The sequence below is a fragment of the Trichococcus sp. ES5 genome (genome assembly GCF_900067165.1).
Taxonomy (GTDB): Bacteria; Bacillota; Bacilli; order Lactobacillales; family Aerococcaceae; genus Trichococcus; species Trichococcus flocculiformis.
The window spans coordinates 12,567-37,404 of the sequence record NZ_FJND01000010.1 but is presented as its reverse complement, the minus strand read 5'-3'; the positions used below and the strand labels follow the sequence as shown (position 1 = coordinate 37,404).

General features: G+C 48.7%; 26 protein-coding genes and 2 pseudogenes. 17 read left to right on the top strand and 11 right to left on the bottom strand.

Features of this window, described 5'->3' with window-relative positions:
- Positions 1-116 precede the first annotated feature (116 nt).
- Positions 117-956, top strand: coding sequence for an AraC family transcriptional regulator (locus tag TES5_RS08995; RefSeq protein WP_068561538.1), 840 nt, complete (start codon positions 117-119; stop codon positions 954-956).
- A 265-nt stretch (positions 957-1,221) separates the two neighbouring features.
- Here the strand turns inward: TES5_RS08995 and TES5_RS08985 are convergent, their stop codons facing one another.
- From TES5_RS08985 to TES5_RS08975, 3 genes are read right to left on the bottom strand one after another with little or no spacing between them, the layout of a single operon-like run.
- Positions 1,222-2,796 (bottom strand): response regulator transcription factor, encoded by a 1,575-nt coding sequence (locus TES5_RS08985; protein ID WP_068561536.1) that lies wholly within the window; start codon positions 2,794-2,796, stop codon positions 1,222-1,224.
- 15 nt (positions 2,797-2,811) lie between these two features.
- Positions 2,812-4,236, bottom strand: a complete 1,425-nt coding sequence (locus TES5_RS08980; protein WP_068561535.1) for a sensor histidine kinase — start codon at positions 4,234-4,236, stop codon at positions 2,812-2,814.
- A gap of 12 nt (positions 4,237-4,248) precedes the next feature.
- Entirely contained in the window at positions 4,249-5,217 is a 969-nt protein-coding gene (locus TES5_RS08975) for an ABC transporter substrate-binding protein (RefSeq protein WP_068561534.1), read from the bottom strand.
- 230 nt (positions 5,218-5,447) lie between these two features.
- Between TES5_RS08975 and chvE the strand changes: the two genes are divergently transcribed.
- From chvE to TES5_RS08945, 5 genes are all read left to right on the top strand, one after another.
- A complete protein-coding gene (gene chvE / locus TES5_RS08965; RefSeq protein WP_068561532.1) occupies positions 5,448-6,536 on the top strand; it encodes a multiple monosaccharide ABC transporter substrate-binding protein in 1,089 nt (362 codons plus the stop codon).
- A 65-nt stretch (positions 6,537-6,601) separates the two neighbouring features.
- Complete coding sequence (gene mmsA / locus TES5_RS08960; RefSeq protein WP_068561531.1) at positions 6,602-8,134, top strand: multiple monosaccharide ABC transporter ATP-binding protein; 1,533 nt, start codon at positions 6,602-6,604, stop codon at positions 8,132-8,134.
- Positions 8,135-9,334: a multiple monosaccharide ABC transporter permease gene (mmsB, locus tag TES5_RS08955; protein ID WP_068561530.1), complete on the top strand. Its 1,200-nt coding sequence runs from the start codon at positions 8,135-8,137 to the stop codon at positions 9,332-9,334. It begins immediately after the preceding gene.
- A gap of 13 nt (positions 9,335-9,347) precedes the next feature.
- Positions 9,348-9,671 (top strand): PTS sugar transporter subunit IIB, encoded by a 324-nt coding sequence (locus TES5_RS08950; RefSeq protein WP_068561529.1) that lies wholly within the window; start codon positions 9,348-9,350, stop codon positions 9,669-9,671.
- A gap of 366 nt (positions 9,672-10,037) precedes the next feature.
- The gene (locus tag TES5_RS08945; protein ID WP_068561528.1) at positions 10,038-10,760 is read left to right on the top strand and encodes a RibD family protein; all 723 of its coding nucleotides are present in this window, start codon (positions 10,038-10,040) and stop codon (positions 10,758-10,760) included.
- A 101-nt stretch (positions 10,761-10,861) separates the two neighbouring features.
- Here TES5_RS08945 and TES5_RS08940 read toward each other — a convergent pair whose 3' ends face one another.
- Positions 10,862-11,230: a VOC family protein gene (locus tag TES5_RS08940; protein ID WP_068561527.1), complete on the bottom strand. Its 369-nt coding sequence runs from the start codon at positions 11,228-11,230 to the stop codon at positions 10,862-10,864.
- 180 nt (positions 11,231-11,410) lie between these two features.
- On the opposite strand from TES5_RS08940, the gene TES5_RS08935 reads away from it, so the two are divergent.
- The gene (locus TES5_RS08935) at positions 11,411-12,097 is read left to right on the top strand and encodes a CBS domain-containing protein (RefSeq protein ID WP_072763807.1); all 687 of its coding nucleotides are present in this window, start codon (positions 11,411-11,413) and stop codon (positions 12,095-12,097) included.
- Between the two features lie 272 nt (positions 12,098-12,369).
- Here the strand turns inward: TES5_RS08935 and TES5_RS08930 are convergent, their stop codons facing one another.
- Positions 12,370-13,809 (bottom strand): SulP family inorganic anion transporter, encoded by a 1,440-nt coding sequence (locus TES5_RS08930; protein ID WP_068561525.1) that lies wholly within the window; start codon positions 13,807-13,809, stop codon positions 12,370-12,372.
- A gap of 233 nt (positions 13,810-14,042) precedes the next feature.
- Here TES5_RS08930 and TES5_RS08925 point away from each other — a divergent pair, with 233 nt between their 5' ends.
- A complete protein-coding gene (locus TES5_RS08925) occupies positions 14,043-14,336 on the top strand; it encodes a helix-turn-helix domain-containing protein (protein WP_068561524.1) in 294 nt (97 codons plus the stop codon).
- Positions 14,337-14,399: 63 nt separating this feature from the next.
- Here TES5_RS08925 and TES5_RS08920 read toward each other — a convergent pair whose 3' ends face one another.
- Complete coding sequence (locus TES5_RS08920) at positions 14,400-15,203, bottom strand: Cof-type HAD-IIB family hydrolase (protein ID WP_068561523.1); 804 nt, start codon at positions 15,201-15,203, stop codon at positions 14,400-14,402.
- Between the two features lie 201 nt (positions 15,204-15,404).
- Between TES5_RS08920 and TES5_RS08915 the strand changes: the two genes are divergently transcribed.
- Together TES5_RS08915 and TES5_RS08910 are read left to right on the top strand one after the other, a co-directional pair.
- Positions 15,405-15,647: a hypothetical protein gene (locus TES5_RS08915; protein ID WP_068561522.1), complete on the top strand. Its 243-nt coding sequence runs from the start codon at positions 15,405-15,407 to the stop codon at positions 15,645-15,647.
- Between the two features lie 24 nt (positions 15,648-15,671).
- Complete coding sequence (locus TES5_RS08910; protein WP_143148242.1) at positions 15,672-15,983, top strand: hypothetical protein; 312 nt, start codon at positions 15,672-15,674, stop codon at positions 15,981-15,983.
- Here the strand turns inward: TES5_RS08910 and corA are convergent, their stop codons facing one another.
- Entirely contained in the window at positions 15,984-16,937 is a 954-nt protein-coding gene (gene corA / locus TES5_RS08905; protein WP_068561520.1) for a magnesium/cobalt transporter CorA, read from the bottom strand.
- A 159-nt stretch (positions 16,938-17,096) separates the two neighbouring features.
- Here corA and TES5_RS08900 point away from each other — a divergent pair, with 159 nt between their 5' ends.
- Complete coding sequence (locus tag TES5_RS08900) at positions 17,097-17,900, top strand: HAD-IIB family hydrolase (protein WP_068561519.1); 804 nt, start codon at positions 17,097-17,099, stop codon at positions 17,898-17,900.
- 131 nt (positions 17,901-18,031) lie between these two features.
- Positions 18,032-18,415, top strand: a complete 384-nt coding sequence (locus tag TES5_RS08895) for a MerR family transcriptional regulator (protein ID WP_068561589.1) — start codon at positions 18,032-18,034, stop codon at positions 18,413-18,415.
- A gap of 74 nt (positions 18,416-18,489) precedes the next feature.
- On the opposite strand, the gene TES5_RS08890 is transcribed toward TES5_RS08895, so the two are convergent.
- Complete coding sequence (locus tag TES5_RS08890; RefSeq protein ID WP_068561518.1) at positions 18,490-18,945, bottom strand: OsmC family protein; 456 nt, start codon at positions 18,943-18,945, stop codon at positions 18,490-18,492.
- A gap of 228 nt (positions 18,946-19,173) precedes the next feature.
- Between TES5_RS08890 and TES5_RS08885 the strand changes: the two genes are divergently transcribed.
- Positions 19,174-19,521 carry a hypothetical protein gene (locus tag TES5_RS08885; protein ID WP_068561517.1) on the top strand — a complete coding sequence of 116 codons (348 nt, stop codon included), beginning with the start codon at positions 19,174-19,176 and terminating at the stop codon, positions 19,519-19,521.
- A 93-nt stretch (positions 19,522-19,614) separates the two neighbouring features.
- Here TES5_RS08885 and TES5_RS08880 read toward each other — a convergent pair whose 3' ends face one another.
- Both TES5_RS08880 and TES5_RS08875 read right to left on the bottom strand, forming a co-directional pair.
- Positions 19,615-19,848 carry a hypothetical protein gene (locus TES5_RS08880; RefSeq protein ID WP_068561516.1) on the bottom strand — a complete coding sequence of 78 codons (234 nt, stop codon included), beginning with the start codon at positions 19,846-19,848 and terminating at the stop codon, positions 19,615-19,617.
- Positions 19,849-20,003: 155 nt separating this feature from the next.
- A complete protein-coding gene (locus tag TES5_RS08875; RefSeq protein ID WP_072763809.1) occupies positions 20,004-20,528 on the bottom strand; it encodes a LysR family transcriptional regulator substrate-binding protein in 525 nt (174 codons plus the stop codon).
- 67 nt (positions 20,529-20,595) lie between these two features.
- On the opposite strand from TES5_RS08875, the pseudogene TES5_RS08870 reads away from it, so the two are divergent.
- A pseudogene (locus TES5_RS08870) lies at positions 20,596-20,832 on the top strand (MFS transporter); the annotation flags it as partial.
- 295 nt (positions 20,833-21,127) lie between these two features.
- Here TES5_RS08870 and TES5_RS08865 read toward each other — a convergent pair.
- Positions 21,128-21,679, bottom strand: a pseudogene (locus TES5_RS08865) (plasmid pRiA4b ORF-3 family protein).
- A gap of 161 nt (positions 21,680-21,840) precedes the next feature.
- Here TES5_RS08865 and TES5_RS08860 point away from each other — a divergent pair.
- The 3 genes from TES5_RS08860 to TES5_RS08850 all read left to right on the top strand — a co-directional run bounded on the left by TES5_RS08860 (position 21,841) and on the right by TES5_RS08850 (position 24,782).
- Complete coding sequence (locus TES5_RS08860) at positions 21,841-22,179, top strand: thioredoxin family protein (RefSeq protein ID WP_068561512.1); 339 nt, start codon at positions 21,841-21,843, stop codon at positions 22,177-22,179.
- 117 nt (positions 22,180-22,296) lie between these two features.
- Positions 22,297-24,045, top strand: a complete 1,749-nt coding sequence (locus TES5_RS08855; RefSeq protein ID WP_068561511.1) for a sensor histidine kinase — start codon at positions 22,297-22,299, stop codon at positions 24,043-24,045.
- Positions 24,046-24,047: 2 nt separating this feature from the next.
- Positions 24,048-24,782: a LytTR family transcriptional regulator DNA-binding domain-containing protein gene (locus TES5_RS08850; RefSeq protein WP_068561588.1), complete on the top strand. Its 735-nt coding sequence runs from the start codon at positions 24,048-24,050 to the stop codon at positions 24,780-24,782.
- Positions 24,783-24,838: the final 56 nt, after the last annotated feature.

Below are 24,838 nucleotides of genomic sequence, written 5' to 3'. Positions count from 1 at the left end.
GTCCTCCTCAAAAAAGTGTATGTTAACAGGTTACTGTTTTTTTTAGGAATGAGAATGGCTTTTCTTCGTCAGATTCCTGTACAATATAAGGGTATTCAACAGAAAGGACTTTTGCGATGGCCTACACACACGTACAAACATTCAATCCCGAAATTCTCTATGCTTTCGATCCGCTGAACGAAGCCGGAAACTATTCCAAAACGCACAGCCACAACTTTTTGGAAATCAGCATCCTGCTCGAAGGGGAAGCAGATTACTTGGTGGATGGGGAACGGCAGGACGTGGGAACCGGCACCGTCATGCTGTTCAATCCGGGAGTGAAACATGCGGAGCGGCAAAAAGAGGGCACATTTTCCCATCAACTGCATATCGGATTGACAAACGTCTCACTGAACGGACTTCCCCGTAATCATTTTCCGAACAAACGCGCATTGCTGGATCTTGGCTGTTATGCGGATGCCTTCATGGAGAAGGCCTGGCGGGTGACGAAGGAGTTCAACGAGCAGCGGAGCGAATATCAGCTGATGGGCAAAGGGCTGATATTGGAGATGCTGGGGTTGTTGCTGCGCAGTCTGGAGGACGGATCCGACAATACGATCCCTTCGGCACTTTCGCAGACGGCCGTGCGTCAACAGCATCTGGTGAATCATGCTGTCTATTATCTGGAAAACCACCATTCCGAAGAAATCACACTGGAACAATTGGCGCAGCAACTCTTCGTCAGCCCGGCCCATCTTTCAAAAATCTTCAAGGAAGCTACCGGATTGAGTCCGATCCATTACCTGATCCACGTGCGCCTGAAGCATGCGAAGGAACTGCTTAAGCAGGAAGAATGGACCATCAAAGAAGTGGCACAGGCTGTCGGTTACCAGGACGCGTACCACTTCAGCAAACTATTCAAGAAATACTACGGGACTGCGCCTTCGCAAATTGCCAAGGAAGAGCGAACGGTATAGCGAGTATCGTCAACAAGAAAAGAGGCTGTATCAGAACCAGAACAGAATTTTCTGGATTTGATACAGCCTCTTTATGTGGAAATTTAATTTACGCTCAGAGATACCCCGCCAAAAACCATTTGGCGGGCAAAAATGTCCAAGGGAAACACGAGATAGCCCGCCAAAACCTATTAGGCGGGGTAAAACGTCCGAAGGCAACACGATATTTCCCTTCAAAGACAATTTGGCGGGGAATTTCACGCCCTAACCCCCTAAACGGGATTCATCACGCTCTCGTGTGGCTCCGGCGGAATTCTTTGGGTGTCTGGCCTTCCCTCTTTTTGAAGAGGTAGCTGAAATAATTGGGATCGTTGTAGCCGATGTCCATCGCGATGGCGGACAGCTTATCATCCGTCCCGGCCAACAACTCCTTGGCATGCTGCAGGCGGCATTCGGTCAGGAAGTCGATGAAGGTCTGCCCCAAAGATTGCGAAAAGATGGTGCTGAAGTGCGAAGGACTCAGGTTTACGGCATCGGCCACGACATTCAGGGAGATATCCGGATCGGTGAAGTTCTCCTTGATGAATCCCAAGGCTTTTTGGATGACGCTCTGATACTTCATCATGGAGGGGTTGATGTGGGCCGCCATCAGAAAAGCCAACAGCTTTTCGATGATTTGGGTATACTCCGCGGCATCGGCAGCCACTGCCGCCAGCTGGTCAAGGTCATTCATTTTTTCAAGCAAAGGTTGCTCCGAACCGGGATTCTTTTTTTGGACAAGATGGCCCAACTCGGTCAGCACGAAAAAGCGGAAGAGGCGGTTGCGTTCTTCGGTATCCCCGGGTGTTCCCTGAAGCTCCAGCACCAGCTCCTCCAGTTCATCCGCTTCGGTCTGGGCGATTTTTTGGGCCAGATCGAGCTTGAAAGGATTCGTCGGGGAAACTTCGCCGTCCTTGATGTCGTCCTCGTAGCTGATGATCCGTTCGGTCCGCAGCACCCCGTAAGTCTGGAGCATATTCTGCGTGTAGCGGTAGGCTTGCGGGATTTCGCTGAGCCGTTCAACAATCGGTCCGATAGAAACGATCAGGTCCTCCACCTCTTCGTCCTTCAGTTCATGGACGAGCGTCTGAGCCAGTTGGTAACTCTTTTCCAACAACCTGTCCGTGTCGCTGTCCATCAGCAGAAACTTGATGAAGCGCGATGAGATGCTCGAGAAAATGATGCTTTCGTCCGCTCCGAAAAGGAAGTGCAGATAATTACTGAATCGGAAATAATCGTCGAAGTTCTTGTCGTAATGATTGGTGGCCAATATGACACAAGTCTTTTTCCCGACAATCGAACGTTGCAAGGCGGCGGATTCCTGCAGCACTTCCGGAACCGACAATTCTCCGCGGAAGATACCGTTCAGGAAATGATTTTTTTTCAGCTCGAAAACGAAATTATCCGCTTGCGGATCCCGGTCCATGAGGGGCTCTTTTTGTTTTTCCAATACCGTGATGACAGCCTCCAGCGTTTGGATCAGCTCGGTGTCTTTGATCGGCTTCAAAAGATAGGCATCCGCCTGCACTTGGATGGCGGTGCGCGCATATTCGAAGTCATCGAATCCGCTGATGAAGATGATGCGGATCCAAGGGAAAATTTTCCGGACCTCCTTGGCCAAACTCAGGCCGTCCATGAAGGGCATCCGGATATCGGTCAGCAGGATATCTGGTTTGACATCCATGATCGAGGCCAAGGCCATTTCCCCGTCGGAGGCTTCCCCCGAAAAAATCAGTGGATGCGTTTCGGCGAGGGACAACAGTTGGTTCCGCAGGCTGTCCCGGATCAGGTGTTCATCCTCGACTATAAAGACTTTATACATGCATGTTCGCTCCTTTTAGGTAATCTTCGGTACTGTCACTGTGATAGTCGTGCCGTTTCTGTAGGTACTGTCGATCTGGAGGGAAGCGGCATTGCCGTAATACAACAACAACCGCTTGCGGACATTGTAAAGGCCATAGCCGCCTTCACCGGAGTCATCGACAGTAGCTTGTGCAAGCCGAGCTTGGATCTCGAGCAGACGCTCATCCTCCATGCCGATGCCGTTATCTGTTATGAGGAACCGGATCGTGTCTTCCGCAACGGTGGCCGCGACGGTCACTTTCCCGGCCCGGCGGACATGCTTGGTTCCGTGGTAGACCGCATTTTCCACCAACGGTTGCAGGATCATTTTCAGCACTTCCGTTTGTAGGATCTCCTCGGGGATGTCGATGGCGAACGTCAGCATGGCCCCGTAGCGGATCTGCAGAATCGTCAGATAATCTTCGACATGGCGGATCTCTTTCTCGATTGTGATCCAGTCCTGGCCTTTGCTTAAGGAAATGCGCAGGAAATCGGAGAGGGCGTAGGTCATCGTTTTCACCTGCTCGCTGTTGCCTTGCTCGGCCAGTGACAGGATGGCATCCAGCGTGTTGTAGATGAAGTGGGGCGTAATCTGCGCCTGTAGGACACGTAGCTCGCTTTGGGCCAGATCGAATTGCTTCACGGCGTTTTCTTCGATCAGCACATGCAGATTCCGCGCCATGGCATTCATGCTTTCTGTTACGACGCGCAGCTCCGCGACTTCCGGCTCTTTTGCCCGGTAATCGAGATGGCCTTGCGACAGCTCCTCGGAAAGGACGATCAGATCGTTCAACGGCTCCTGGATCTGCTGCGTCAAAAAGCGGTTATTTTTTTTTGCAGAGAAGATGATTGTGAGGATGATGATGAGCTCAAAGAGCATCAGGTAATAGAGCGACACAAGCATATCATCGCTGGTTTTACCCGCAAGTTCTATTTCGACGCGCACGAAGTCCTGCAGGATATCATAAAGCAGGACCGTGACGGCATCGACTTGGACCATGATGGCTTCATTTTCATCGAAAGGCCGACCGTTGGAGATATTTTTTTCCATCTCGGAAATGTAATTGTCGAGCGTGTCCAAGGTCCGCAAAGCGACATCCAGTGTGGCGGATTCCTTGGCGGTGGTGGTGTTGGCCTGGATTTCTTCGATGGACAGCCGCACCTTTTCCAGCTCATTGCCGGACTCGTAATCTGTGACTTGGATAAGGCCGAAGACCAAATCCCATAGTTCCTCCAAAACATTTTCCTGGACGGTAGTCGAAACGGCATTCGCTTCCTCGACGTTCGCCAACGCGCTGCGGTAGATCAGGATATTGCGCGTGTAAAAGATGCTGATCACAAGCAAGGGGATCAGGGTGATGTTGAAGAGCAGGCGATTGGTCTGCTGGAAAATATCTTTGATGCTGGCTATTTTTTCCATCACGTTGCCTCCCTAATATTCCCTTGGCGGAATGCTGTCGAGATTCCCAGTATCGGAGAAGACCGTTTCGGGCATGTAGATTTCATCCGGGATGGTATTGCCGTTCAAATAGCGCTTGATGGTGTTGCGGACATACCAGCCGGCATTCGGATTGCATTCGACGACGCAATTGACCTTGCCGGCACGCAGATTTTCGATCATCTCTGCTTGAGCGTCGATCGTGACGATGATGATGTCCTGTCCCGGCACGATGCCGTTTTCTTCCATAATCTCCAACATGCCCAGCGTCATCTCATCATTATGACTGTAGAGGACATCGATGCCTTCCCAGCCGTTTTCCTCAATGTATTTCCGGAAGACATCCTTCGCCTTGGAACGGATAAAGTCACCTTCCAAGGAGGCTGCGATGGATATCCGCGAATCGCGGCTGATCACTTCCATGAACCCTTCGCTGCGGAAATTGGTCGGCGAAGTATTCGCAAGCCCTTTCATTTCCAAAATCTTCACGGAGGACTGGGAGCTGTTTTGGAAATGATTGGTGATGTAGAGTCCCGCCCGGTTTCCTTCAGACTTAAAACTGGAACCGATATGAGTCAAATACAGATTCTCTTCTGTTGTGCGGATGTGCCGGTCGACAACGATAACGGGTATACCTGCAGCTTTTGCTTCCAAGAGAACAGCATCCCAACCGTCTTCCACGATCGGTGTGAAGACAATCATATCGACTTTATAAGCAATAAAGGTGCGCATGTCCTGGATTTGGCGGTCTTGGTTCATGAAGCCGTTCCGGTACAGCACTTCGTAGCCTTCTTTATCCAATTCTTCTCTTATTGATTCTGTGTGGCGCTTGCGCCAATTGCTTTCCGTTCCGGACTGCGAGAATCCGATGACGATGTTCCCCGGCTCTTCTTCCGCATCAGGGCTGTTCGCGCAGCCGCCGACAACAAAGAGCAAGAGGAGCAAATGCAATAGGTACTTCATGGCGAGAAACTTCCTTCCTATATATATCGAAATTAAAACGCTGCCATCGAATAGTTTAGCACAGTTTATCGGCCCTTCGAAAAAAAACAAAGAAAATCGGAAAAAATCCATATGGGAACGGATACAAGTGAGTAAGAATATCAAGAAACGGAAAAAGATAGTGAATGTAAGCGGTATCCGATAGGGGTACAATGTGTATATCAAATAAAACAGCAGTGGAGGAATTCGGGATGAAATTCAATTGGAAGAAAAGTTTTCTTACAGCAGCAACGTTATTATCCGCAGTAGTGCTAGGTGCATGCGGGGATGGCGAAGCATCAACAGGGGATGCCGGCTATGTGGGAATCGCGATGCCGACTAAGTCAGCCGAGAGATGGATTGCGGACGGCAACAATATGGTCACTGAGTTGGAGAAACTGGGCTACAAGACGGACCTTCAATACGGCGAGGACAAAGTCGAGAACCAGGTGGCGCAGATCGAGAATATGATCACAAAAGGTGTGGACGTTTTGGTGATCGCTTCCATTGACGGATCCGCCTTGACGGACGTGCTTGGAAAAGCAGCGGATGAAGGCATCGAAGTTATCGCGTACGACCGTTTGTTGATGAATTCCGAACACGTGGATTATTATGCAACTTTCGATAATTTTGGTGTGGGAGTACTGCAAGCTTCATACATCGAAGATGCATTGAATTTGGCCGAAGGTGAAGGCCCATACAACATCGAATTATTCGGCGGATCTCCTGATGACAACAACGCCTTAATCAATTACAACGGTGTGATGTCCGTATTCCAACAATACATTGAAAGCGGCCAATTGGTCATCCCTTCAGAACAAACAAAGTTCAACCAGATCGCAACCTTGCGTTGGGACGGATCGACTGCCCAAGCACGGATGGACAACCTGTTGAGCGCAAATTACACGGATAAAACCTTGGATGCAGTATTGTCTCCTTATGATCCAATCAGCTTGGGAATCATTTCTTCTCTGAAAGGCGTGGGTTACGGTTCAGCTGAAAAACCATTACCGGTCATCACAGGCCAAGATGGAACGCAAGCAGGCGTAAAATCGATCATTGCTGGCGAACAGACACAAACGATCTTCAAGGATACGCGTATTTTGGCTCAAAACACAATCGAGATGATCGAAGCGATCTTCAACGAGGAAGAAGTGCCTGTAAACGATACAGAAACATATGACAATGGCGTGAAAGTCGTACCGACTTACTTGGCTAATCCTGTTTCAGTGGACAAAGAAAATTACCAGGCAGAGCTGATCGATACAGACTACTATTCTGAAGAAGATTTAGGCTTATAAAAATGTGAATAACGGAGACTTCCTTTGTGACGCCAAGGAAGTCTCTTTCATAGAGGAGGGGTATCATGGCGGATTATATATTGGAGATGCGAAATATCGTCAAAGAATTTTCTGGCATCCGGGCATTGAGCGATGTGAATCTGAAAATCGAACGCGGGGAAATTCATGCCCTATGCGGCGAAAATGGTGCGGGTAAATCCACACTTATGAATGTATTGAGTGGGCTGTATCCTTATGGGAGCTATGAGGGGGACATCGTCTATAACGGCGAGACATGCAAATTCAAGAATCTGAAGGACAGTGAAAATGAAGGTATCGTCATCATCCATCAGGAGTTGGCGCTCAGCCCGTATCTGTCCGTAAGTGAAAATATTTTCCTGGGCAATGAACAGGCAAAGCACGGCATTATTGACTGGGACCTGACGGAAAAGAAAACGACTAATCTGCTGAAGACAGTCGGATTAAGAGTGAATCCCAATACGCTCGTTTCCCAGATCGGGGTCGGGCAGCAGCAATTGGTAGAAATCGCGAAAGCTTTCTCGAAATCGGTACGCTTGTTGATTTTGGATGAGCCGACAGCCGCGCTGAATGAGGAAGAGAGTGCTAATCTGTTGGAGCTGATCAAGGAATTCAGAAGGCAAGGCATCACTTCCATCATCATTTCCCATAAGTTGAACGAGATCGTCAATGTGGCCGACCGCATCACCATCCTGCGCGACGGTAAAACGATCGAAACGCTGGAAAAAGAAGCCATCAATGAGGAACGCATCATCCGCGGCATGGTCGGAAGAGACTTGACCAACCGTTATCCTGAACGCCATCCGAACCTCGGCGATGTCTATTTTGAAGTGAAGGATTGGACGGTCCACCATCCGATTGATGCCCACCGCGTCATGAACGACAAGATCAATTTCAAGATCCGCAAGGGCGAAATCGTCGGGATTGCCGGATTGATGGGAGCAGGCCGGACCGAATTCGCGATGAGTGTTTTCGGTCGTTCCTACGGCAGCAACATTTCCGGGAAAGTATTTAAGGAAGGGCAGGAGATTTCGGTCAAGGATGTGCCGGCAGCCATCGAAAACGGGCTTGCTTATGTATCCGAGGACAGGAAAGCGCTGGGCTTGAATCTCTTGATGGATATCCGTGAGAACACGACAATCGCAAGCTTAGGGAAAATCAGCAAGCAGGGCGTATTGGACAAAGAGAAAGAAGTCCAGATAGCTGAAGAATACCGCAAAAAAATGCGGACAAAGACGAACTCGATTTACCAAAAAGTCAGCAGTCTCAGCGGGGGGAACCAGCAGAAGGTCGTCCTGGCCAAATGGCTGATGACGGAACCGGACGTCCTGTTCCTGGATGAACCGACACGCGGAATCGACGTCGGCGCCAAATACGAAATCTACACAATCATCGAAGAGATGGCGGCTGCCGGCAAATGCGTCTGCATCATCTCGTCCGAATTGCCTGAGATCTTGGGGATGTGCGATCGTATCTACACAATGAATGACGGCAAATTCACAGGTGAGGTTTTACGCAAAGACGCAAACCAAGAATCGCTGATGAATCTAATGACTAGGGAAGAAGAAGGTGTGTTATAGATGGAAACGACGAACGGCATAAAAAAAGAAAAGCAAACACTGGATCTAAAAACAAAGGCGCTGGATATTTTCAGCAAATACAGTATGGTAATCATTTTGATCGGTCTCTTGATCGCCTTCCAACTGATGACGGATGGCATTTTCTGGCGGCCGTTGAACATCACGAACATCGTGCTGCAGAACAGTCATATTCTGGTGCTGGCAGCGGGTATGCTATTGGTGGTTCTGTTGGGCCATGTCGATCTGTCGGTTGGTTCCGTTATGGCTTTCGTGGGTGCCATCTCCGGGATTTTGATGGTGAATTGGAACGTCAGCCCTTGGTTGGCGGTACCGATCTGCATCGCAATCGGAGCGATCATCGGCGCTTGGCAAGGTTACTGGGTAGCCTACTTCGGCATCCCGGCTTTCATCGTGACGTTGGCAGGACTGTTGATGTTCCGTGGCCTGACACAGGTCGTTCTTGGCGGGCAATCATTGGCGCCTTTCCCGGAAATATTCCAAAAAATCTCTACAGGCTATCTGCCTGATCTGACTGATAGCAGTATCCATCTATTGACGATGATCTTGGGCGTCCTCATCGCCGCAGCGCTTGTTTTCGGACAATGGCGCACACGCGAAAAACGCAAAAATAATCTTTTCGAAGTGGAATCCATGAACGCTTTCATGTTGAAAGCAGTCATGACGGCAGTTGTAATGATCGGTGTGACTTATATCTTCGCATCTTACCAAGGCTATCCTGTCATTCTGGTCATCCTGGGAGTCATCGTAGCAGCCTATGCGTTCTTGACGAACAAGACAGTTGCGGGACGCCAAATCTACGCAACCGGCGGAAACCGTAAAGCGGCAGAATTGTCCGGTATCAAAACGAAAAAAATCACTTTCTGGGTGTTCGTGAACATGGGTGCGATGGCTGCTTTGGCCGGTTTGATCTTGGCAGCGCGACTGAATGCGGCCACACCGCAAGCGGGTACTTCCATGGAATTGGATGCGATGGCAGCCGTCTACTTCGGTGGAGCGTCCACTTCAGGCGGGATCGGAACCATCGTGGGAACGATCGTCGGCGGTTTGGTCATGGGTGTCTTGAATAACGGGATGTCCATTCTCGGCGTCGGTGTCGACTGGCAACAAGCGATCAAAGGTTTGATTTTGTTGCTGGCCGTCGTCCTGGATATCTACAACAAGAAAAAGAAAGCGGCATAAGGGGTTGAAGCAGATGACCGAACAAAAGACAGCCTTATTGATTTGTACGGCAGGCATCACGACCGGCTTGCTGGTGAAGAATGTGCAGAACGCGGCGGATGAGAGGGGACTGGACATCCATGTCTACTCCGCGCCGGCGATCATCGCGGAGCAGGCGATCCAAAGCCAATCGATCGATGCCCTGATGATCGGTCCGCAATCCAAATACGAAATCGCGCGACTGAAGGATTTCCTGACTTACAAGGCAGTGCCCTACAAGCTGATCTCGAAGGAAAATTATGAAATCCTGGACGGAGAAGCGGTGCTGGAGGAAATCATCGCGTTGATCGGGGAATAAACACAAATAAGTATGGGAGCCGCCTCAAGTTGAGTCGGCTCTTTTTATTGGGAACTTTTATAAGCCGAATAAAATATTTGGTAATGTTTTTTCGGCTCTCAGCTCCGGTGAACGGAGGCTTCGCCGGAGTTCGGCTTGCATTTTTAGTTGTTCTCCGGTGAGGATGGACTCCCCGGAGAAGGTTCCGATAGTTACCGTTGTCCTCCGGCGAGCGGGGCCTCGCCGGAGCTGGGGATAGATTTTGAGTTTTCCTTCAATCGCGAGGATATCTGAGCATATTTTCCTGACAGTTTCTTCTTGACTTAAACTAACCTCAAGGGTTTATGATGGAATCATCAACTAAGATTCAGAATGGAGGAAAAAGAAATGAACAGACCTTACAGAGTGATTTGCCACATGGCGATGTCGATAGACGGGCGCGCGGCGGGGCACTATTTAAGTGCGGTCGAATTCGGGCCGTACGGAAAGGCCTATGAGGATACGCTACAAGCTTACGGTTCGGACAATTGGATCTGCGGGCGGATCACGTTCGAGGAACACATTACCTTCGGGAACAAAGTGGACCTGTCCATTTATTCGGATGAAGCCATCCCAAGGGAAGATTACATTCATCCGGCTGCCTTCAGCACTTACGCGATTGCGGTCGATCCGGAAGGGAAACTCGGCTGGCAAACGAATGTGATCGGTGACGAGTATCCGGAAAGAAGAGGCGACCATATCGTTACGATTTTGAGCGAGGCGGTCTCTGATCGGTATCTGGCCCATCTCAGGAAAGTGGGCGTTTCCTACATCTTTACAGGGAAGAGCAAACCATTGTCGATGACAGTCGCCTTGGACAAACTGCACAGCCATTTTGGCATCGACACTTTCATGCTGGTCGGCGGAGGATTTGTGAACGGATCGTTCGCGAGCGAAGGCTTGGTCGATGAAATCAGCCTCATCATCGCTCCACTTATCGAAGGCGTTTCCGATTCCGTTTCTTTATTCGAGTTCGGGAACAGTGTTGATCAGCGTATCCGGAAGTTCAGGCTGGATAAATTCGAGCGGATCGGTCCGGATGGCATCCGGCTGAATTATCTTTCGGAGTGAAACGAGGGTCATGCAGAACGAAAGAACCACCGGATCCAAGGCGTTTTGCCTTTGGATTCGGTGGTTCTTTGACTAAACTTTGTTCGGAGCGCGTGGTCTGCTTATTCAGCCGCCTCCCGGACGGCGAAGTAGTTCCCGTCCCTGTCAGGGAAGTTGAAAGTCCTGGCGCCGCCCATTTCGATGATCTCACCGACTGTCTCGTTGTTCTCCTTGAAGCGCGCATAAAGCTCATCGAAATCGGAGATGTCGAACAATAAGGAAGGTTTGTTGGAGGCCACTTCCGGTGAATTCTTTCTGATGAAATCGATATTGAAAAGCTGCAGATTGCACGTAGAGCTCACCGCCAGCACGATGCTGATGGAATCCCCAAAGTCATAACGCTCAACCTCCTTGAAATTGAGATAGTGTTTCCAAAAATCGGCATTCGCTTCTACATCCTCTACGTAAAGCATGATATTCGCTGTGGTCATATCATTTCCTCCGTTTCTTATCGATCATAATATCATTATACGCTCGGAGTAATTCGGAGGCCAATGTGAAGAACGGTTGCAGCAAGCGTCTTTGGATGAAAGGCTTTGGATTCGTATTTCCCGCTTTGACTTGTTAGAATAGAAGCATAACGAGATCAATTTGAGAGAGGGTGAAGGCGATTGAATAGCAATAACGAAGCATTTATGGGTTATTTCAATGATATCGAGAGTTTCTTCAACAAGACGTACAAGCCCAATCGCGGGAAATCCTACTATAGCTTTTATGAGTTGGTGGAGAACGCCGCGCGCTACGACAGTTTTGTGAAAAGGAAGCGGGATGACTTCCAGATACTAGGGGATCTGCGCAATTTCTTGAGCCACGGAAACCAAAGCGATCTGGTGCTCGTCAATGAGGAGTCACTGACTATGATCAAAGCAATCCATGAACAACTGTTGAAACCGAAGACGGCTTTCGACATCAAATCGGATGATGTGAAATTCTTCAAGGAAACTACCCCGCTATCCGCTGTCCTCGAAACGATCAGGAACACTGATTTGACGCAATTCCCGATTAAAGACGGAAAAGGAAAAGTGATGGGCTTGTTGACAGAAAATGGCATCACGCACTGGCTGTCCCAACATGCGCATGAGGCAACCGTGTCGATCGGCGGAACGCTGGCACGCGATATCCTTGTACTGGACGATAACAAGGATAATTTTGCCTTCGTCAAAAAAGATGCGAGCATTTATGAGGCGGAAGCGCTATTCGACAACCAAAAAATCGATGCATTGCTGGTGACGCACAGCGGCAAAAATACGGAAAATCTGCTTGGCATCATTACACGATTTGACCTGGTGGAAGTGTAGATAGATTTTAGTTCAGAAAATACGACAAAGACAGGCTACCCATTTTTGTGGGAAAGCCTGTCTTTTTTGGAACAGAGCGCCGAAATGTATACGCAGCTCCTGTGAGTGACCCCTTCGCCGGAGGCAACCTGTAACAATCAGCCTCACCTCCGATTAAGCTTGGTTCATCGGAGAACGCAACTCGGAATGATAGCCGTCCTCCGGCGAAGATCACGCTCGCCGGAGGAAGAAGATGATAAAAGGCCGCCTCGAGAGGCCGCCTGTGAGTTTTCTTATTTTTCCGTGTGGATCGAAATCCGTTTGAAAAGAGCGGAACTTTGCGTGTTCGCACCGGTAAGCGTCGTTTTTACACCCCGTTTGTTGTTGCGGGTGATGAGCTTATCGATTGCTTCGACAGCAGTGGAATCCCATAGAGTCATGGCGCTGATGTCGATGACGATTTCTTCCTCATGTTCGATCTCTTCAGCGAAAAAGTCCAGGAATTTTTCGGCGGAAGCGAAGTAAAGGTGGCCGTCCACTTTGTAGTGGTGATCATCATCAGCAGTCCCTGTTGCAACATGGAGATGGGACATTTTGAAAGCTGCGAAGACGGCGCTGACCAAAGTACCGGCTACGACACCGTAAGCCAAGTTGTGCGTTCCGATAACGATGGCGACAGTCAGGATCATTGCGAAGCTTTCGTTTTTAGGGTTCGTGCGCAAAAGTTTGATCGAATCCCAATTGATGGTTTCAATAGAGACAACGACCATGACCGCCGCCAAAGCGACAACCGGAATCTGCACGACAGAACCGTTTAAAAGAACAACGGACAACAACATGAAGAATCCGGACAGGAAAGTCGCAAGACGGCCAAGGCCGCCGTAATTCAGGTTGATGATTGTTTGACCGATCATGCCACAACCGGCGATACCGCCGAAGAATCCGGAAACGACATTCCCGAGACCTTGGCTCAACGTTTCCTGATTTTTGTCGCTCTTCTCTTCAGTGATTTCATCGACCAATTGTGCAGTCAACAAGGACTCAACCAATCCGACGATAGCAACCGAAAGTGCAGTTGGGAAAATGATCCGCAAAGTTTCCACTGTCATCGGAACAGCCGGGATGCCGAAGCGCGGCAAATCCGTAGAGATGGAACCCATATCTCCCAACGTTTTCACATCCAAGCCAAAACCCAGGACAATCGCGGTGATGACCAAGATCGCAACGATAGGCGCAGGGATTTTCTTCGTAATTCTAGGAAACAGGAAAATGATCGCGATTCCCAACAGACCCAGGAGCGGCAAAAGCAGGCTGCCTTGGAAATGATCCAATTGCGAAGTGAACATCATGATCCCCAAGCCGTTTACGAAACCGGTCATGACAGGCTTCGGAATGTAGCGCATCAAGGTGCCTACCTTTAATGAGCCAAGCGCGACCTGCAGGATACCTGCCAAAATCGTAGCAGCAAAAAGGTACTGGATGCCGTATTCAGCGACCAGATGGGCCAGGACCAAGGCAACTGACCCAGCAGCGGCTGAAATCATGCCTTTGCTGGAGCCGAAAAAGGCTGCGATGGCTGTGATGAAAAAAGTGGCGTATACTCCGACAATCGGTGGCACCCCTGCGACGATCATGAAGCCGATGACTTCTGGGAAAAGCGCCAGACAGACGACGATACCGGCTAGGATATCCCCTCTGATATTGCCGAACCATTCTTGCTTGTATTGTTGCATAAATACCTTCCTTCTTGAAAAAATAGTGTCTATTTTGATTTAAAAAATTATTGAACGTGCTCACAAAAATATATGTTAACACATAACAGAATAAAGGGGGATAAAAATTTATTCATAGGTGTATATTTTGAATGATACGTTTAAAAAAGAGTTAAAAAGCTTTAAATTTTAAGCTGGGGTGTGCTAGTATGTAAAAAGAAATGTTGAATCAAAGGAAAGAGGATCAGATACGCATGGAAGTAGGCAGTCGTATTCAGGAATTACGCAAACTGAACAAAATAACGGCGAAAGAGTTGGCTGAGCAGATCGACGTTTCGCCTTCCTTCATTTCAGCCATCGAACACAATTCGACTAAATTGTCCTTGAAGACGCTCAACCATATCTGTGAGGTACTTGGGGTCACCTTGGCGGAATTTTTCAATACGGAAATGAGCCCTGTGGAAAAGAAACTGACTGCTCAAATCAAAAAAATGCCGGAAGAGAAAAAGTATGAATTATTGGCCTTTTTGACAGGCTTGATTTCCTGATAAGAATAGAAAGGGAAGATGCATCCCGCTTCAATATGAGGCGGGGACATCTTCCTTTTTCGTTTACTCCATTTCGAGCAGTTGTTCGATTGCAGCCAACACGCCTTCTTCGTTGTTCGAAAGGGTACAGAATTTGGCGGCCTTTTTGACGTCATCGGCCGCGTTCGCCATCGCGAAACTGTAGGCCACATGCTCCAACATCTCGATGTCATTCCCGCTGTCTCCGAATGCGGCGGTCTCCTCATCGGAGATGCCCCATAGCTTTTGAAGTAACTGGATACCGGAAGCTTTATGCATGCCCGGAATGATGAGGTCGATGGAGCCTTGGCCGGTCGATACCGGGGAGACGACATCGCCTATTTCGCGTGTGAAGTGCTCCAAGAGGGCGGGGACTTCTTCTTCAGCGAAACCGGATGCAAATTTGAAGATGGTGTCATCTATTTCGGAAAAAGAATCCACCCGCTTCAGGCGATGATAGAAGCGTTGCGTGTTTTGGAAAAAGTATTCGGAAACAGAACTGTCGACATAGGCACTATTTTTGCCGCAAACGACCAATCGCGAACAGGCGTCCAGTTCCTTGAAGGTCCGGAGCACTTTATCGATGGTCTCTTGCGTCATCTCACCGATGGCCAGTTCTTTGTTGCAATCCACGACGAAAGCGCCATTTTCCGCTACAAAAGCAATATTATCCTGTATTTCAGGAAAAAAAGAACGCAGTTGGTAGTATTGGTTCCCGCTGGCCACGACAAAACGGATATCCTTTTCGAGCATGCGTTTATAGAGGGCATCAAAGCGTTCCTTGTTGAACTTTTTCCTGCTGTCCAGGAATGTTCCGTCCATATCGACGGCGATCAGTTTGATGGGCATGGCGAAACCTCCTTTCGTCGGATGCAAGCGTTTTCCGGTTGGAACCATCAGTTTTTAGCATCCGCTTATGTTTAAAACATCTTAACATGTTCCCTTATTATTCCCAAAAGGAAAAGAATGCTTTGAGCGGTTTTTCCGATAAGGAAACAGTTGACAAAAAGAACGCATGTTCGTATTATGGTGTTAAAGGATGTGACTGATATGGAAAATGGGATTTGCCTGAAAGGCTCAGTGGAAAAGATCAAAATTCTCAAACTGGAAGAGACGCCACTGATTCGCTTCACGCTGACGGTGGACAAGGAAGAGAAACAGAATTGCCTGATTCGCGCGCATTCGTTGGATTTCCTGTATCAGGTCACCGAAGGGAACGCAATCGTAATTTATGGTAGGAAGAACAAACGCAATCAAGTCGTGGTGCAGAAATATCATGTAAATCAAAAATGATGGCTGATGGATAGGGTGAGGAAAATGAGGTTGATGCAAAAAGGAATCTGGAGAAAAAAGTTGGATGTCGCTGATCTGTTGGAACGAAAAGGCTGCTATGAGTTCACACTGTTGGAGGATAAGCTTTCCGTCAGGGAGGAGCTGTTTGAAATTTGGTGGTATGCCTATGGTGGAAACAATCATATTTTGGCAAAAAGCAAACGTTATCCAACCCGGCTCTATTTCATTTTGCTGGAGCCAGGCGATCTGTTCGCGGTGAATGATTTCCGCATTTATCTGGAAACAGGGGAATTGAAGCATCCTGTCGCCACCTATTACAAGAGAAACGGCCGGTAATCAGAACCAGCCGTTTTTCTTGAACCAACGATACATAGAGATGCCAATCAGGAGCATCAGGCCGATAGCCAGAAAATAGCCGTATCTCCAAGTCAACTCCGGCATGTGTTCGAAATTCATCCCATAGATTCCGGCGATCAAGGTCAGCGGCGAGAAGATCGAGGTGATGATGGTGAGGATCTTCATTACATTGTTGGTCTGATGGGAATTGAGCGACAGATAGCTATCGCGCATATCCGTCGTCACCTCGCGATTCGAGGTAATCATCTCGGATACCTTCAGCAGGTCATCGTGGATATCCGAAAAATAACTACGTCTTTTGCGGACGCCCTCGAGATGCTGAGAATTCAGCATCCGATAAAGCAGATCCCGCATCGGATTGACGGTCTGCATCAGACTCAACAACAGGTGGCGGATATCGATCAGCTGCGGCATCTGATCGGGTGAGCGCCTGTTTTGGGTGCTGTCCTCGATGCGAATCAGTTCGTCTTCAACGTCATGCAGCAAAGGGAAATAATTGTCCACGATTTTGTCGAGCACTTGATAGAACACGTAGTGGGGATCCCACTTTTCAGGATTCTGCTGCGAAATCAGACGCTCGCGGATGTACTGCACCTCTTTTGAAGAGGCATAGTGGAAAGTCACGATGAAATTTTCCGCGACAAAAAAGTCCAGTTCTTCCTTGACGATTTTTTTCTGTTCCGTATGGACATGATGGGTGACGTAGAAGGTATAGCCTTCGTAATAATCCAGCTTCGGACGCTGCAACAGCTGGAGGCAGTCTTCAATCGCCAACGGATGGAAGTGGAAAGTATCCTTGAGATGCTGCACTTCCTCGGTTGTTGGATTTTCGAAGTCGATCCAGGTCCATTTGTAGGCGGAGAAATCTGCCGTATTCAGATCGAGGTCTGTTTTGATTTGATTTTCAGTCGTGATGCCGATGGCCGTTATCATGTGTTTGCACCTTCTCTATTATGATTTCAAGCTTCATTATACGGGAATCGCACAAACGGCGCCATCCGGAAGATTTTCTGCGCTTCAGCATACGGACTGTTGTGGACCGGAAAGTATGCGATAATGGAGGGAGAAATTTATCGGAATGGAGGACATCGGATGATCAAGTTGATTTTGACGGATATGGATGGTACTTTTTTGAACAGCCAAGGGGATTTCAACAGGGAACTTTTCAAGCAGGTCAAGCAGATGATGGAGGAAAAAGGAGTCGTTTTCGCGCCTTGTACGGGCAAGCAGAGTGAGCGTGTCGAAGAAATATTCGGTGAGGATGCTGCTGATTTTTGGATTCTCGGGGACAGTGCTTCCCGGATCAAACGCAACGGCACAGTCGTCTACGAATCGTTGTTGGAGAATACGACAGGCCTGGCCATCCTGCGCGAATTGGAGGAGATGCAGCTTGGGCATACGCTGATCGCCTGCACGAAGGAAGCCGCCATGATCAAAACTGATCTGTCGCCCGAAGAATCCGCGGCTGTCAGGAGATCCTACAAGAAAGTGATCACGGTAGCGGATTTCGGAGCCATCGAGGATGATTTCATAAAAATCACGGTCCGTGATATGCAAGAACGGTGCATCGGGACTGCTGAAAAATTGGCTGCTTTTCGTGACCGCGCGCATATCGTTGCTTCGGAGAAAGCTTGGCTGGACATCACCGACTTGAACGTGCATAAAGGGAGTACGGTAGCCCATCTGCAGGAGCTGCTGCAGGTCACCCCGGAAGAAACGATGGTGTTCGGTGACGGGATGAATGATGTCGAAATGATGAAGAGCGGCAGGTACAGCTTCGCTGTGCGGAACGCTTATCCAATCATCAAGGATACTGCGGCATTCACCACGGGAAGGTCGAATGATGAGGACGCGGTGTCGCATACAATCCTGCAGTTGCTTGCGTTGCAAGGGTAGCGGTTTATTGAAGAGGGTTAGTCCCCCGTTGCCCGAAGATTCCATTTGACTTGGAGTCCACTCCAAGGTGTAGGATACAATTGAAGCTAACTGTCAGGATAAGTTTTGATGCCGAAAGGATGGATAAGATGATAAACATAAAGAAAGCCAGCGAGGAAACGGGTGTATCGGCCGATACGATCCGCTACTATGAGCGGATCGGTCTGATTCCGCCGATCAAAAGAAACGAAAACGGGGTCCGTGAATTTGATGAAGAAGATCTGAAGTGGATCGCCTTCAGTCGCCAGATGCGCAATGCGGGCTTATCGATCGAATCTTTGATCGAATATCTCGCACTCTTCCGCAGCGGTGAAGAGACTGTTCCGGCAAGGATGGATCTTTTGGTCGAACAACAGCATGAACTGCAGGAACGGATCGATGTCATGCAGCAGGCAATGGATCGGCTGACATTCAAAATCGAAAATTATACGAGCCACATGGTTCCGAGCGAAAACAAGCTGAGGGAATTCAAGTGATTCAAGCCTAAAAAGCTCCCGTCAAAACATTGCAGCTATACAGCGATGTTTTGACGGGAGCTTTTGCATTTCTTTTAGTTGGTTCGGATCCATTGAGTCGACATGTCGACGCCCGCATCCAGCATGAGATTATAGACGGGACACCTTCTTTCAACTTCAGTCGCCAGCTTCTCGATGGCTTCGTCGGTTTCATCGGTCTCGATATGGTTCACGAGCGTGACTTCCTGGAAGTAGGTCCGTATATCATCTTCTCCGGCAAAACCGCGCGGGTCAAAAGTGCCTTCGACGGTGAACGACAGGCCTCTGTAGGAGAAACCTTGTTGTTCGGAAACATAATAGGCGATGATCGAGGTGCAGCCTGCCAGCGAACCCAAAAGATACTCCAGCGGATTCGGACCTTTGTTGTCGCCGCCCATCCGTTCCGATTCATCGACAAAAAATTCGGGCAGATTGCGGACTTTTACCGTAGTGGTGATGCCATTGTGCGATTGACCAGTGATCCTCAGTTTCGATAATTTTGTTTCTGTCATCTGGATAACCCCGTTTCTGTTTTTTTCGGTAGCGCTTACACACATATTTTATCATAGCGATTTGAGATAGACTTAACAGAAGCCCTCAGTGGATGTCCAAAACTGTCCGGGAGTGGTATACTATCCTTGAAGGAAAAAGTGCGGGCAAGTGTTGAAGTGCGAGCCTGTATTCACGTTTTTTAAGCAAATGATCGTCTGTTTGATTCATGAAGAAAAGGGGTTTTTTCAATGGAAAAGAAGGATTTGGAACTGATATTGGCTAATTTTGGACCGGAAAAGGAATTCATCGGCGATGGCTATTTCCGTATCCGCGACAAAGGCAACGAACATTATGAAATCGCCTATCTGGTCTCAGCTTGTTGCGGGACAACGAACTACTACCCGCAGATTGCTGTCCATGTCGAAGGTGATAAGGTGGTTCCCGATTCCGTTCTGGATCTAGTATCCAATCCTGCAAAAATGCTCAGCTATTCAACTGAGACGAGTGCTGTGATGGAAGAGGAATTGGATAAACTCTGCCAAAAGTTTTTGGATATCAAAGGATTGAAACCAGCAAACGTTGGAACACCAGACTAAACTCTGGTGTTTTTTTATTAGGATGCAAAAAGGAACAAACAAAGTGCGACACTGTGCACTTGTTTGCTCCTTTTTGTTTTTTTTACGATTGGATTAATAAGGCTTTGCCGCTTCAAACGAGCCTTCGATGACGCGGTTGCAGTCTCCGCACTTCAGCCAGTGGCCAAGATCGTTGCTTTCCTGATAAACACTCGAGGGCTTCTTGCATTGGCAGTAAAGGATTTCGGTTTCTTGAGGGGGATCTTCGGGAATGATATCCAGATAGGGTTCTTCCATTAACCAAGTGGCATCGATAGAATCGTGGTTATCTTTTGGTAGTTTATCCATGATAATCCCTCCTATGGGTAAGTTGTACGTTCTTGTACGCAAAGTTTAAGGAGCATCTTTGCTCACTTTGATGATACAACTTCTGCTGCCGAAGGCCAAATGATATGGTTCCGAATGGAATAAGCGGAGCCCCTATTTTATGCAGATGCTAATTTTCAAATGGAATCGCTGTAGGCTTTCATCAGATCTTTCGCCATATCGATCATGGCCAAGTCGACTGAGGAAAGTGTCTTTTCTTTGCTGTAGGCGATGAAATAACGGGTGCGGACGATGCTGGTTTCGATATAAAAAATATTGTAGCTGTCCATCAATTCGCTGTTATTTAGCGCACTCTTCGGCAGAAAAGTCAGTCCCATCCCTTTTCTCGCAAGCGCTGCTGCGGTTGAAATGTTCTGCGATTCCATGACGACATCCGCTTTGATGTCCAGATGCTTCAGGAATTCGTTTGCCTGTTTGCGGATCCCGGATTGGGAAGTGGTCAGCACATACTTTTCGTTCTTCAACAGGTTCAAAGGATAAGGGAATTTTTCGATTTCCTTCAAGCCGGGCTGATACAGCGGGCTCGTGTCCGGAACGATGACGCACCATTTGTCATCCGCAAGCATAGTGTAGGAAAGCTGTTCATTATGGATCGGCAGCATGCCTAAGTAGAGGTCGACTTTGTTTTCCAGCAGGTCCATTTCCGTCGTTTTGGCGTTGGGTTCTTTGAGCAAAGCTGTATTCGAAGGCGATGTCGAGAACGGATCGGTCATGGATAACTTCGGACCGAAATTCCAAGGCGTCAACTACGGTATCGTGTTCATCGGTTACTCGACAGCCGCTTTTGTTGCACCTAAAGTAACAGCGGGAATCGCTGCTGCGAACAACGGTGACTTCACTAAAGCTTTTTATGTCGCTATCGTGGTTGCGGTTGCAGGTTTGATCCTGGATCTTGTCTACAAGAAAAAAACAGCAACGAAAGCAATCACAGAAACAGCTCAATAAACAAAAACACCTTCTCGAACGCGAGAAGGTGTTTTTATTGAAATGATTTGTCTGATAACCGGGAGTTATCCGACATTGCGTGAGAATGTTCCACAGAAGTTGTCGGATTCTTCCGGGTTATCCGACAACTAGGCAGTCCCCGGTGTTGATTATGTCGGATTCTTCCGAGTTATCGGACAACCCGACAGCCCTCGGGAAGGATTATGTCGAATAATTACGGATTATCCAACAAATAGAGACTGGTCACGCGGTTGATTTTGATTACTTGCAGATATTTCCTTTTGCAACAATGCCTTCAAATATGACCGCCGTCGTCTTCCCATTCATCTTCGTCATCATCCAGAGCTACCCATTCATCTTCATCGAGCCCCGGCAGGCCTTCGCCAAGGCCGCTGACGTTCAGATAGGCCAATTCTTCATTGATTGCTTTCGCGATTTCCCCGGAATCTTTGTATGCGAGGTCGAGTGTGCCGTCCGTGATGTCCAGGCGGGTATGGTCTTCCTCAGGCGCCAGATTCTCGGCGCGCACGCAACGGGGATAGAGCACGTCATCCTTCGCCTCGAAGGCTTTTTGCAGGACGATTTCTTGGTCCCAGTTCTCTTCCATGTTGTACGTGTAAATGATTTTATCGTCTTTTCCTTGGATGTGGTCCCGCAGACGATCGGCTTCTGCCAATGTATCCTTATGCGGCTGGGCAAACCGGAAAGTGTGCGGGTGGAGATCGGACTAATTGAATGCACTTTGGAGAATGAAATGCAGATCGGAGAAAGTGGTGTCGTCATCCAATTGTATATCCCGCCAAACCGGTATGCCGACATCCAAAAGCGTAATCCTGAGTTCGAACATCATCTGAAAAACCACCTTTTTTGTTTTCAGTATAACGTTTTCATAGAGCAAGTTCAAATAACAGGACATTCATCCATCAGTGCTTCAGAATCCGCAAAACGGACTTGTTACGATTGGTGTGCTATAATTACCGCAAAAATAAACAGGAAGAAGGTCTAATCGTGTTTTATCCAAATAATTTTCAACAAGCAACATCAATAGAAGAAATCCGTCACTTCATCGATGATAATAAGCTGGCGTTCGTTTATATTTCCCGGACGAACTGTGGCGTCTGCCATGCGGTTCGGCCGCAAGTGCAGGAGATGCTGGAGGAATTCCCCGCAATCAAAGCAATCCAGGCGAATGCCGATGACATCCCGGAAGTTGCGGGTGAATTCACCGTCTTCACCGTTCCGGCCTTGTTGCTTTTCGTTGAAGGCAAGGAAATGATCCGCGAAGCCCGCTTCGTGGTGATGGATGAGCTGCATCACCAATTCCAGCGGATCACGGATAACTTCTGATAGCTTGATAAAGGAACGATAGCCTGAAGTGCAAAGCTTGGGCTATCGTTTTTTTCTGCACAAATTAGATGTTTCTGGTGTAAACTGAAGATAATCATTTTCGGGAAAGGAGCGGCCATGTTTAATTTATTCATTTTGATATTGGAGCGGGTCGGACTGATCATCATTTTGGCGTACCTATTAATGAACATTCATTATTTCAGGGACAAGTTGGGAGAACGCCAACGCTTGACCACCAAATTGACGCTGATTATCGTATTCGGCATCTTCGCCGTCATCTCGAACTACACAGGCGTTGAAATCAGCCAGGACCGCATCATATCCGACCAGGTGCTGACGAAGCTTTCCGAAGGGGCATCCCTGGCGAATACACGGGTACTCACGATCGGCGTTGCCGGCTTGATCGGCGGGTCGTTGGTCGGCACATCCGTCGGCATCGTCTCGGGTATCATCCGTTTTTTTCAAGGCGGGGAAGAGGCCTATATTTATGTGATTTCTTCCATCTTGATCGGGCTCATATCCGGTCTGTACGGCGCAAAAACGATGCGGAAAAATGCCTATCCGACGATAAAGGAAGGTTTTATGATCGGCGCCATAACGGAAGGCGTCCAGATGCTCAGCATCCTGGTGTTGAGCCGGAATCCTCAGGCGGCCTGGGATCTGGTGACGTTCATCGCGTGTCCGATGGTCCTCGTCAATAGCATGGGGACCGGTATTTTCCTTTCCATCATCGGCTCCACGCTGCGCCAAGTAGAACAGACGAAAGCGGTGCAAACGCATGATGTGCTCCAATTGGCGAACCGAACGATGCCATATTTCCGCTCCGGCATGAACGAAGCTTCTTGCACGGAAGCGGCCAAAATCATCCAACAATTGATGAAAGTATCCGCTGTCAGCATCACGAATACCGAACGGATTTTGGCCTATGTCGGTGCGGCCAGCGATCACCACATCGCCTCGAACGAAATATTGACCGAATTATCAAAAGAAGTGCTGCGGACAGGTGAAATCAGGGAAGTCCATTCCCATGACGAAATCGGCTGCAACCATCCGGGCTGTCCCTTGCAAGCGGCGCTCGTCATCCCGCTGAAAGCGCAAGGGAAAACGATCGGCACTTTGAAGCTGTATTTCACGGATTCGGCCAAACTGACTTTTGTCGAAAGGCAGTTGGCGGAAGGACTCGGCAACATCTTCTCCAGCCAGATCGAATTGGGAGAAATCGAACTCCAGAGCAAACTGTTGCAGGATGCCGAAATCAAGTCCTTGCAGGCGCAAGTGAATCCACATTTCTTTTTCAACGCCATCAACACCGTTTCGGCCTTGATACGGGTCGACAGTGAACAGGCGCGCAGGCTGCTGATCCAACTCAGCAATTTTTTCCGTGCCAATCTGCAAGGCGCCCGCACCAACCTGATTCCGTTGATGAAGGAACTGACGCAAGTGGAAGCCTACCGCTCGTTGGAGCAGGCCCGTTTTCCTGATCGCTACCAAGTCGACATTGCCGTTGAGGAAGGCATGGAAGAAGTGCTGCTGCCGCCGTTCCTGATTCAGATTCTGCTGGAAAATGCATTCAAACATGCTTTCGGCAGCCGGAAAACCGACAATCGGGTGTGGATCGACGTGAGAAGCAGTCCCGATGGCGTGTTCATTTCTGTCCGGGACAACGGCGAAGGCATCGATACAAAGCGCTTGGAGAAACTGGGCAAAGAAGCCGTGCCGTCGCTGGAAGGCACAGGATCGGCATTGGATAATCTGAATAAACGGTTGACTAGTCTGTTCGGCGAATCGGCCAAATTGCATTTTGTATCTTCACCAACAGGAACGACCGTGCATTGCACGGTACCTTATCAAGAAAGGCAGGGATGAGTATGCGGGTATTGATTGTGGATGACGAACCATTGGCAAGGGATGAATTGGCTTACCTGCTGGGGAAATGCGAAGGCGTGAGCGCCATCACCCAAGCGGATTCGATCGAAGAAGCGCTCGGGACGATGCTGGAGGACCCGGTGGACCTGATTTTCTTGGATATTCACCTGACGAATGAGAGTGGCCTCTCACTGGCTGCTAAGATCAACAAATTGAAGAAGCCGCCGATGATCATTTTTGCCACGGCGTATGACGACTATGCCGTCAAAGCGTTTGAGTTGAATGCGACCGATTATGTCCTGAAGCCTTTTGAGCTGGACCGGATCCAGCAAGCGGTCAAAAAAGCCTACGGACAGTACCACAAGCAACAGATCGAAGAGCCGGAAACACCGAAGCAGAAGGATACTGGATTGCAGGTGCTGCCTATCCAGATGGACGAGCGGATCTATATACTGCAGGTCCCGGAAATCATTGCGATCGGAATCGAGAACGGCGAAACGACCATCTACACGAAAAATATGGAGTACATCATCCAGGAACCGCTCAGTGCGCTCCAGAAAAAGATCAGCGGACAGTCGTTCCTGAGGGTTCACCGGGCCTTTCTAATCAATCTGAAGGAAATAAAGGAAATCCAACCATGGTTCAATCATACATTCCAACTGACGATGAGCAACGGCTTGAAGATACCCGTCAGCCGTTCTTATATGAAGGATTTTAAGGGAAAAGTAGGCATCTGATCCAAAAATAGATGAATTTCAAAACTGCAGGCGTGCAATTCAGCCTGCAGTTTTGT

Coding starts and splice junctions, on each gene's coding strand:
- TES5_RS08995 (WP_068561538.1), top strand. CDS start 117: ATGGCCTACACACACGTACAAACATTCAATCCCGAAATTCTCTATGCT.
- TES5_RS08985 (WP_068561536.1), bottom strand. CDS start 2,796: ATGTATAAAGTCTTTATAGTCGAGGATGAACACCTGATCCGGGACAGC.
- TES5_RS08980 (WP_068561535.1), bottom strand. CDS start 4,236: ATGGAAAAAATAGCCAGCATCAAAGATATTTTCCAGCAGACCAATCGC.
- TES5_RS08975 (WP_068561534.1), bottom strand. CDS start 5,217: ATGAAGTACCTATTGCATTTGCTCCTCTTGCTCTTTGTTGTCGGCGGC.
- chvE (WP_068561532.1), top strand. CDS start 5,448: ATGAAATTCAATTGGAAGAAAAGTTTTCTTACAGCAGCAACGTTATTA.
- mmsA (WP_068561531.1), top strand. CDS start 6,602: ATGGCGGATTATATATTGGAGATGCGAAATATCGTCAAAGAATTTTCT.
- mmsB (WP_068561530.1), top strand. CDS start 8,135: ATGGAAACGACGAACGGCATAAAAAAAGAAAAGCAAACACTGGATCTA.
- TES5_RS08950 (WP_068561529.1), top strand. CDS start 9,348: ATGACCGAACAAAAGACAGCCTTATTGATTTGTACGGCAGGCATCACG.
- TES5_RS08945 (WP_068561528.1), top strand. CDS start 10,038: ATGAACAGACCTTACAGAGTGATTTGCCACATGGCGATGTCGATAGAC.
- TES5_RS08940 (WP_068561527.1), bottom strand. CDS start 11,230: ATGACCACAGCGAATATCATGCTTTACGTAGAGGATGTAGAAGCGAAT.
- TES5_RS08930 (WP_068561525.1), bottom strand. CDS start 13,809: ATGCAACAATACAAGCAAGAATGGTTCGGCAATATCAGAGGGGATATC.
- TES5_RS08925 (WP_068561524.1), top strand. CDS start 14,043: ATGGAAGTAGGCAGTCGTATTCAGGAATTACGCAAACTGAACAAAATA.
- TES5_RS08920 (WP_068561523.1), bottom strand. CDS start 15,203: ATGCCCATCAAACTGATCGCCGTCGATATGGACGGAACATTCCTGGAC.
- TES5_RS08915 (WP_068561522.1), top strand. CDS start 15,405: ATGGAAAATGGGATTTGCCTGAAAGGCTCAGTGGAAAAGATCAAAATT.
- TES5_RS08910 (WP_143148242.1), top strand. CDS start 15,672: ATGAGGTTGATGCAAAAAGGAATCTGGAGAAAAAAGTTGGATGTCGCT.
- corA (WP_068561520.1), bottom strand. CDS start 16,937: ATGATAACGGCCATCGGCATCACGACTGAAAATCAAATCAAAACAGAC.
- TES5_RS08900 (WP_068561519.1), top strand. CDS start 17,097: ATGATCAAGTTGATTTTGACGGATATGGATGGTACTTTTTTGAACAGC.
- TES5_RS08890 (WP_068561518.1), bottom strand. CDS start 18,945: ATGACAGAAACAAAATTATCGAAACTGAGGATCACTGGTCAATCGCAC.
- TES5_RS08885 (WP_068561517.1), top strand. CDS start 19,174: ATGGAAAAGAAGGATTTGGAACTGATATTGGCTAATTTTGGACCGGAA.
- TES5_RS08880 (WP_068561516.1), bottom strand. CDS start 19,848: ATGGATAAACTACCAAAAGATAACCACGATTCTATCGATGCCACTTGG.
- TES5_RS08875 (WP_072763809.1), bottom strand. CDS start 20,528: ATGGACCTGCTGGAAAACAAAGTCGACCTCTACTTAGGCATGCTGCCG.
- TES5_RS08855 (WP_068561511.1), top strand. CDS start 22,297: ATGTTTAATTTATTCATTTTGATATTGGAGCGGGTCGGACTGATCATC.
- TES5_RS08850 (WP_068561588.1), top strand. CDS start 24,048: ATGCGGGTATTGATTGTGGATGACGAACCATTGGCAAGGGATGAATTG.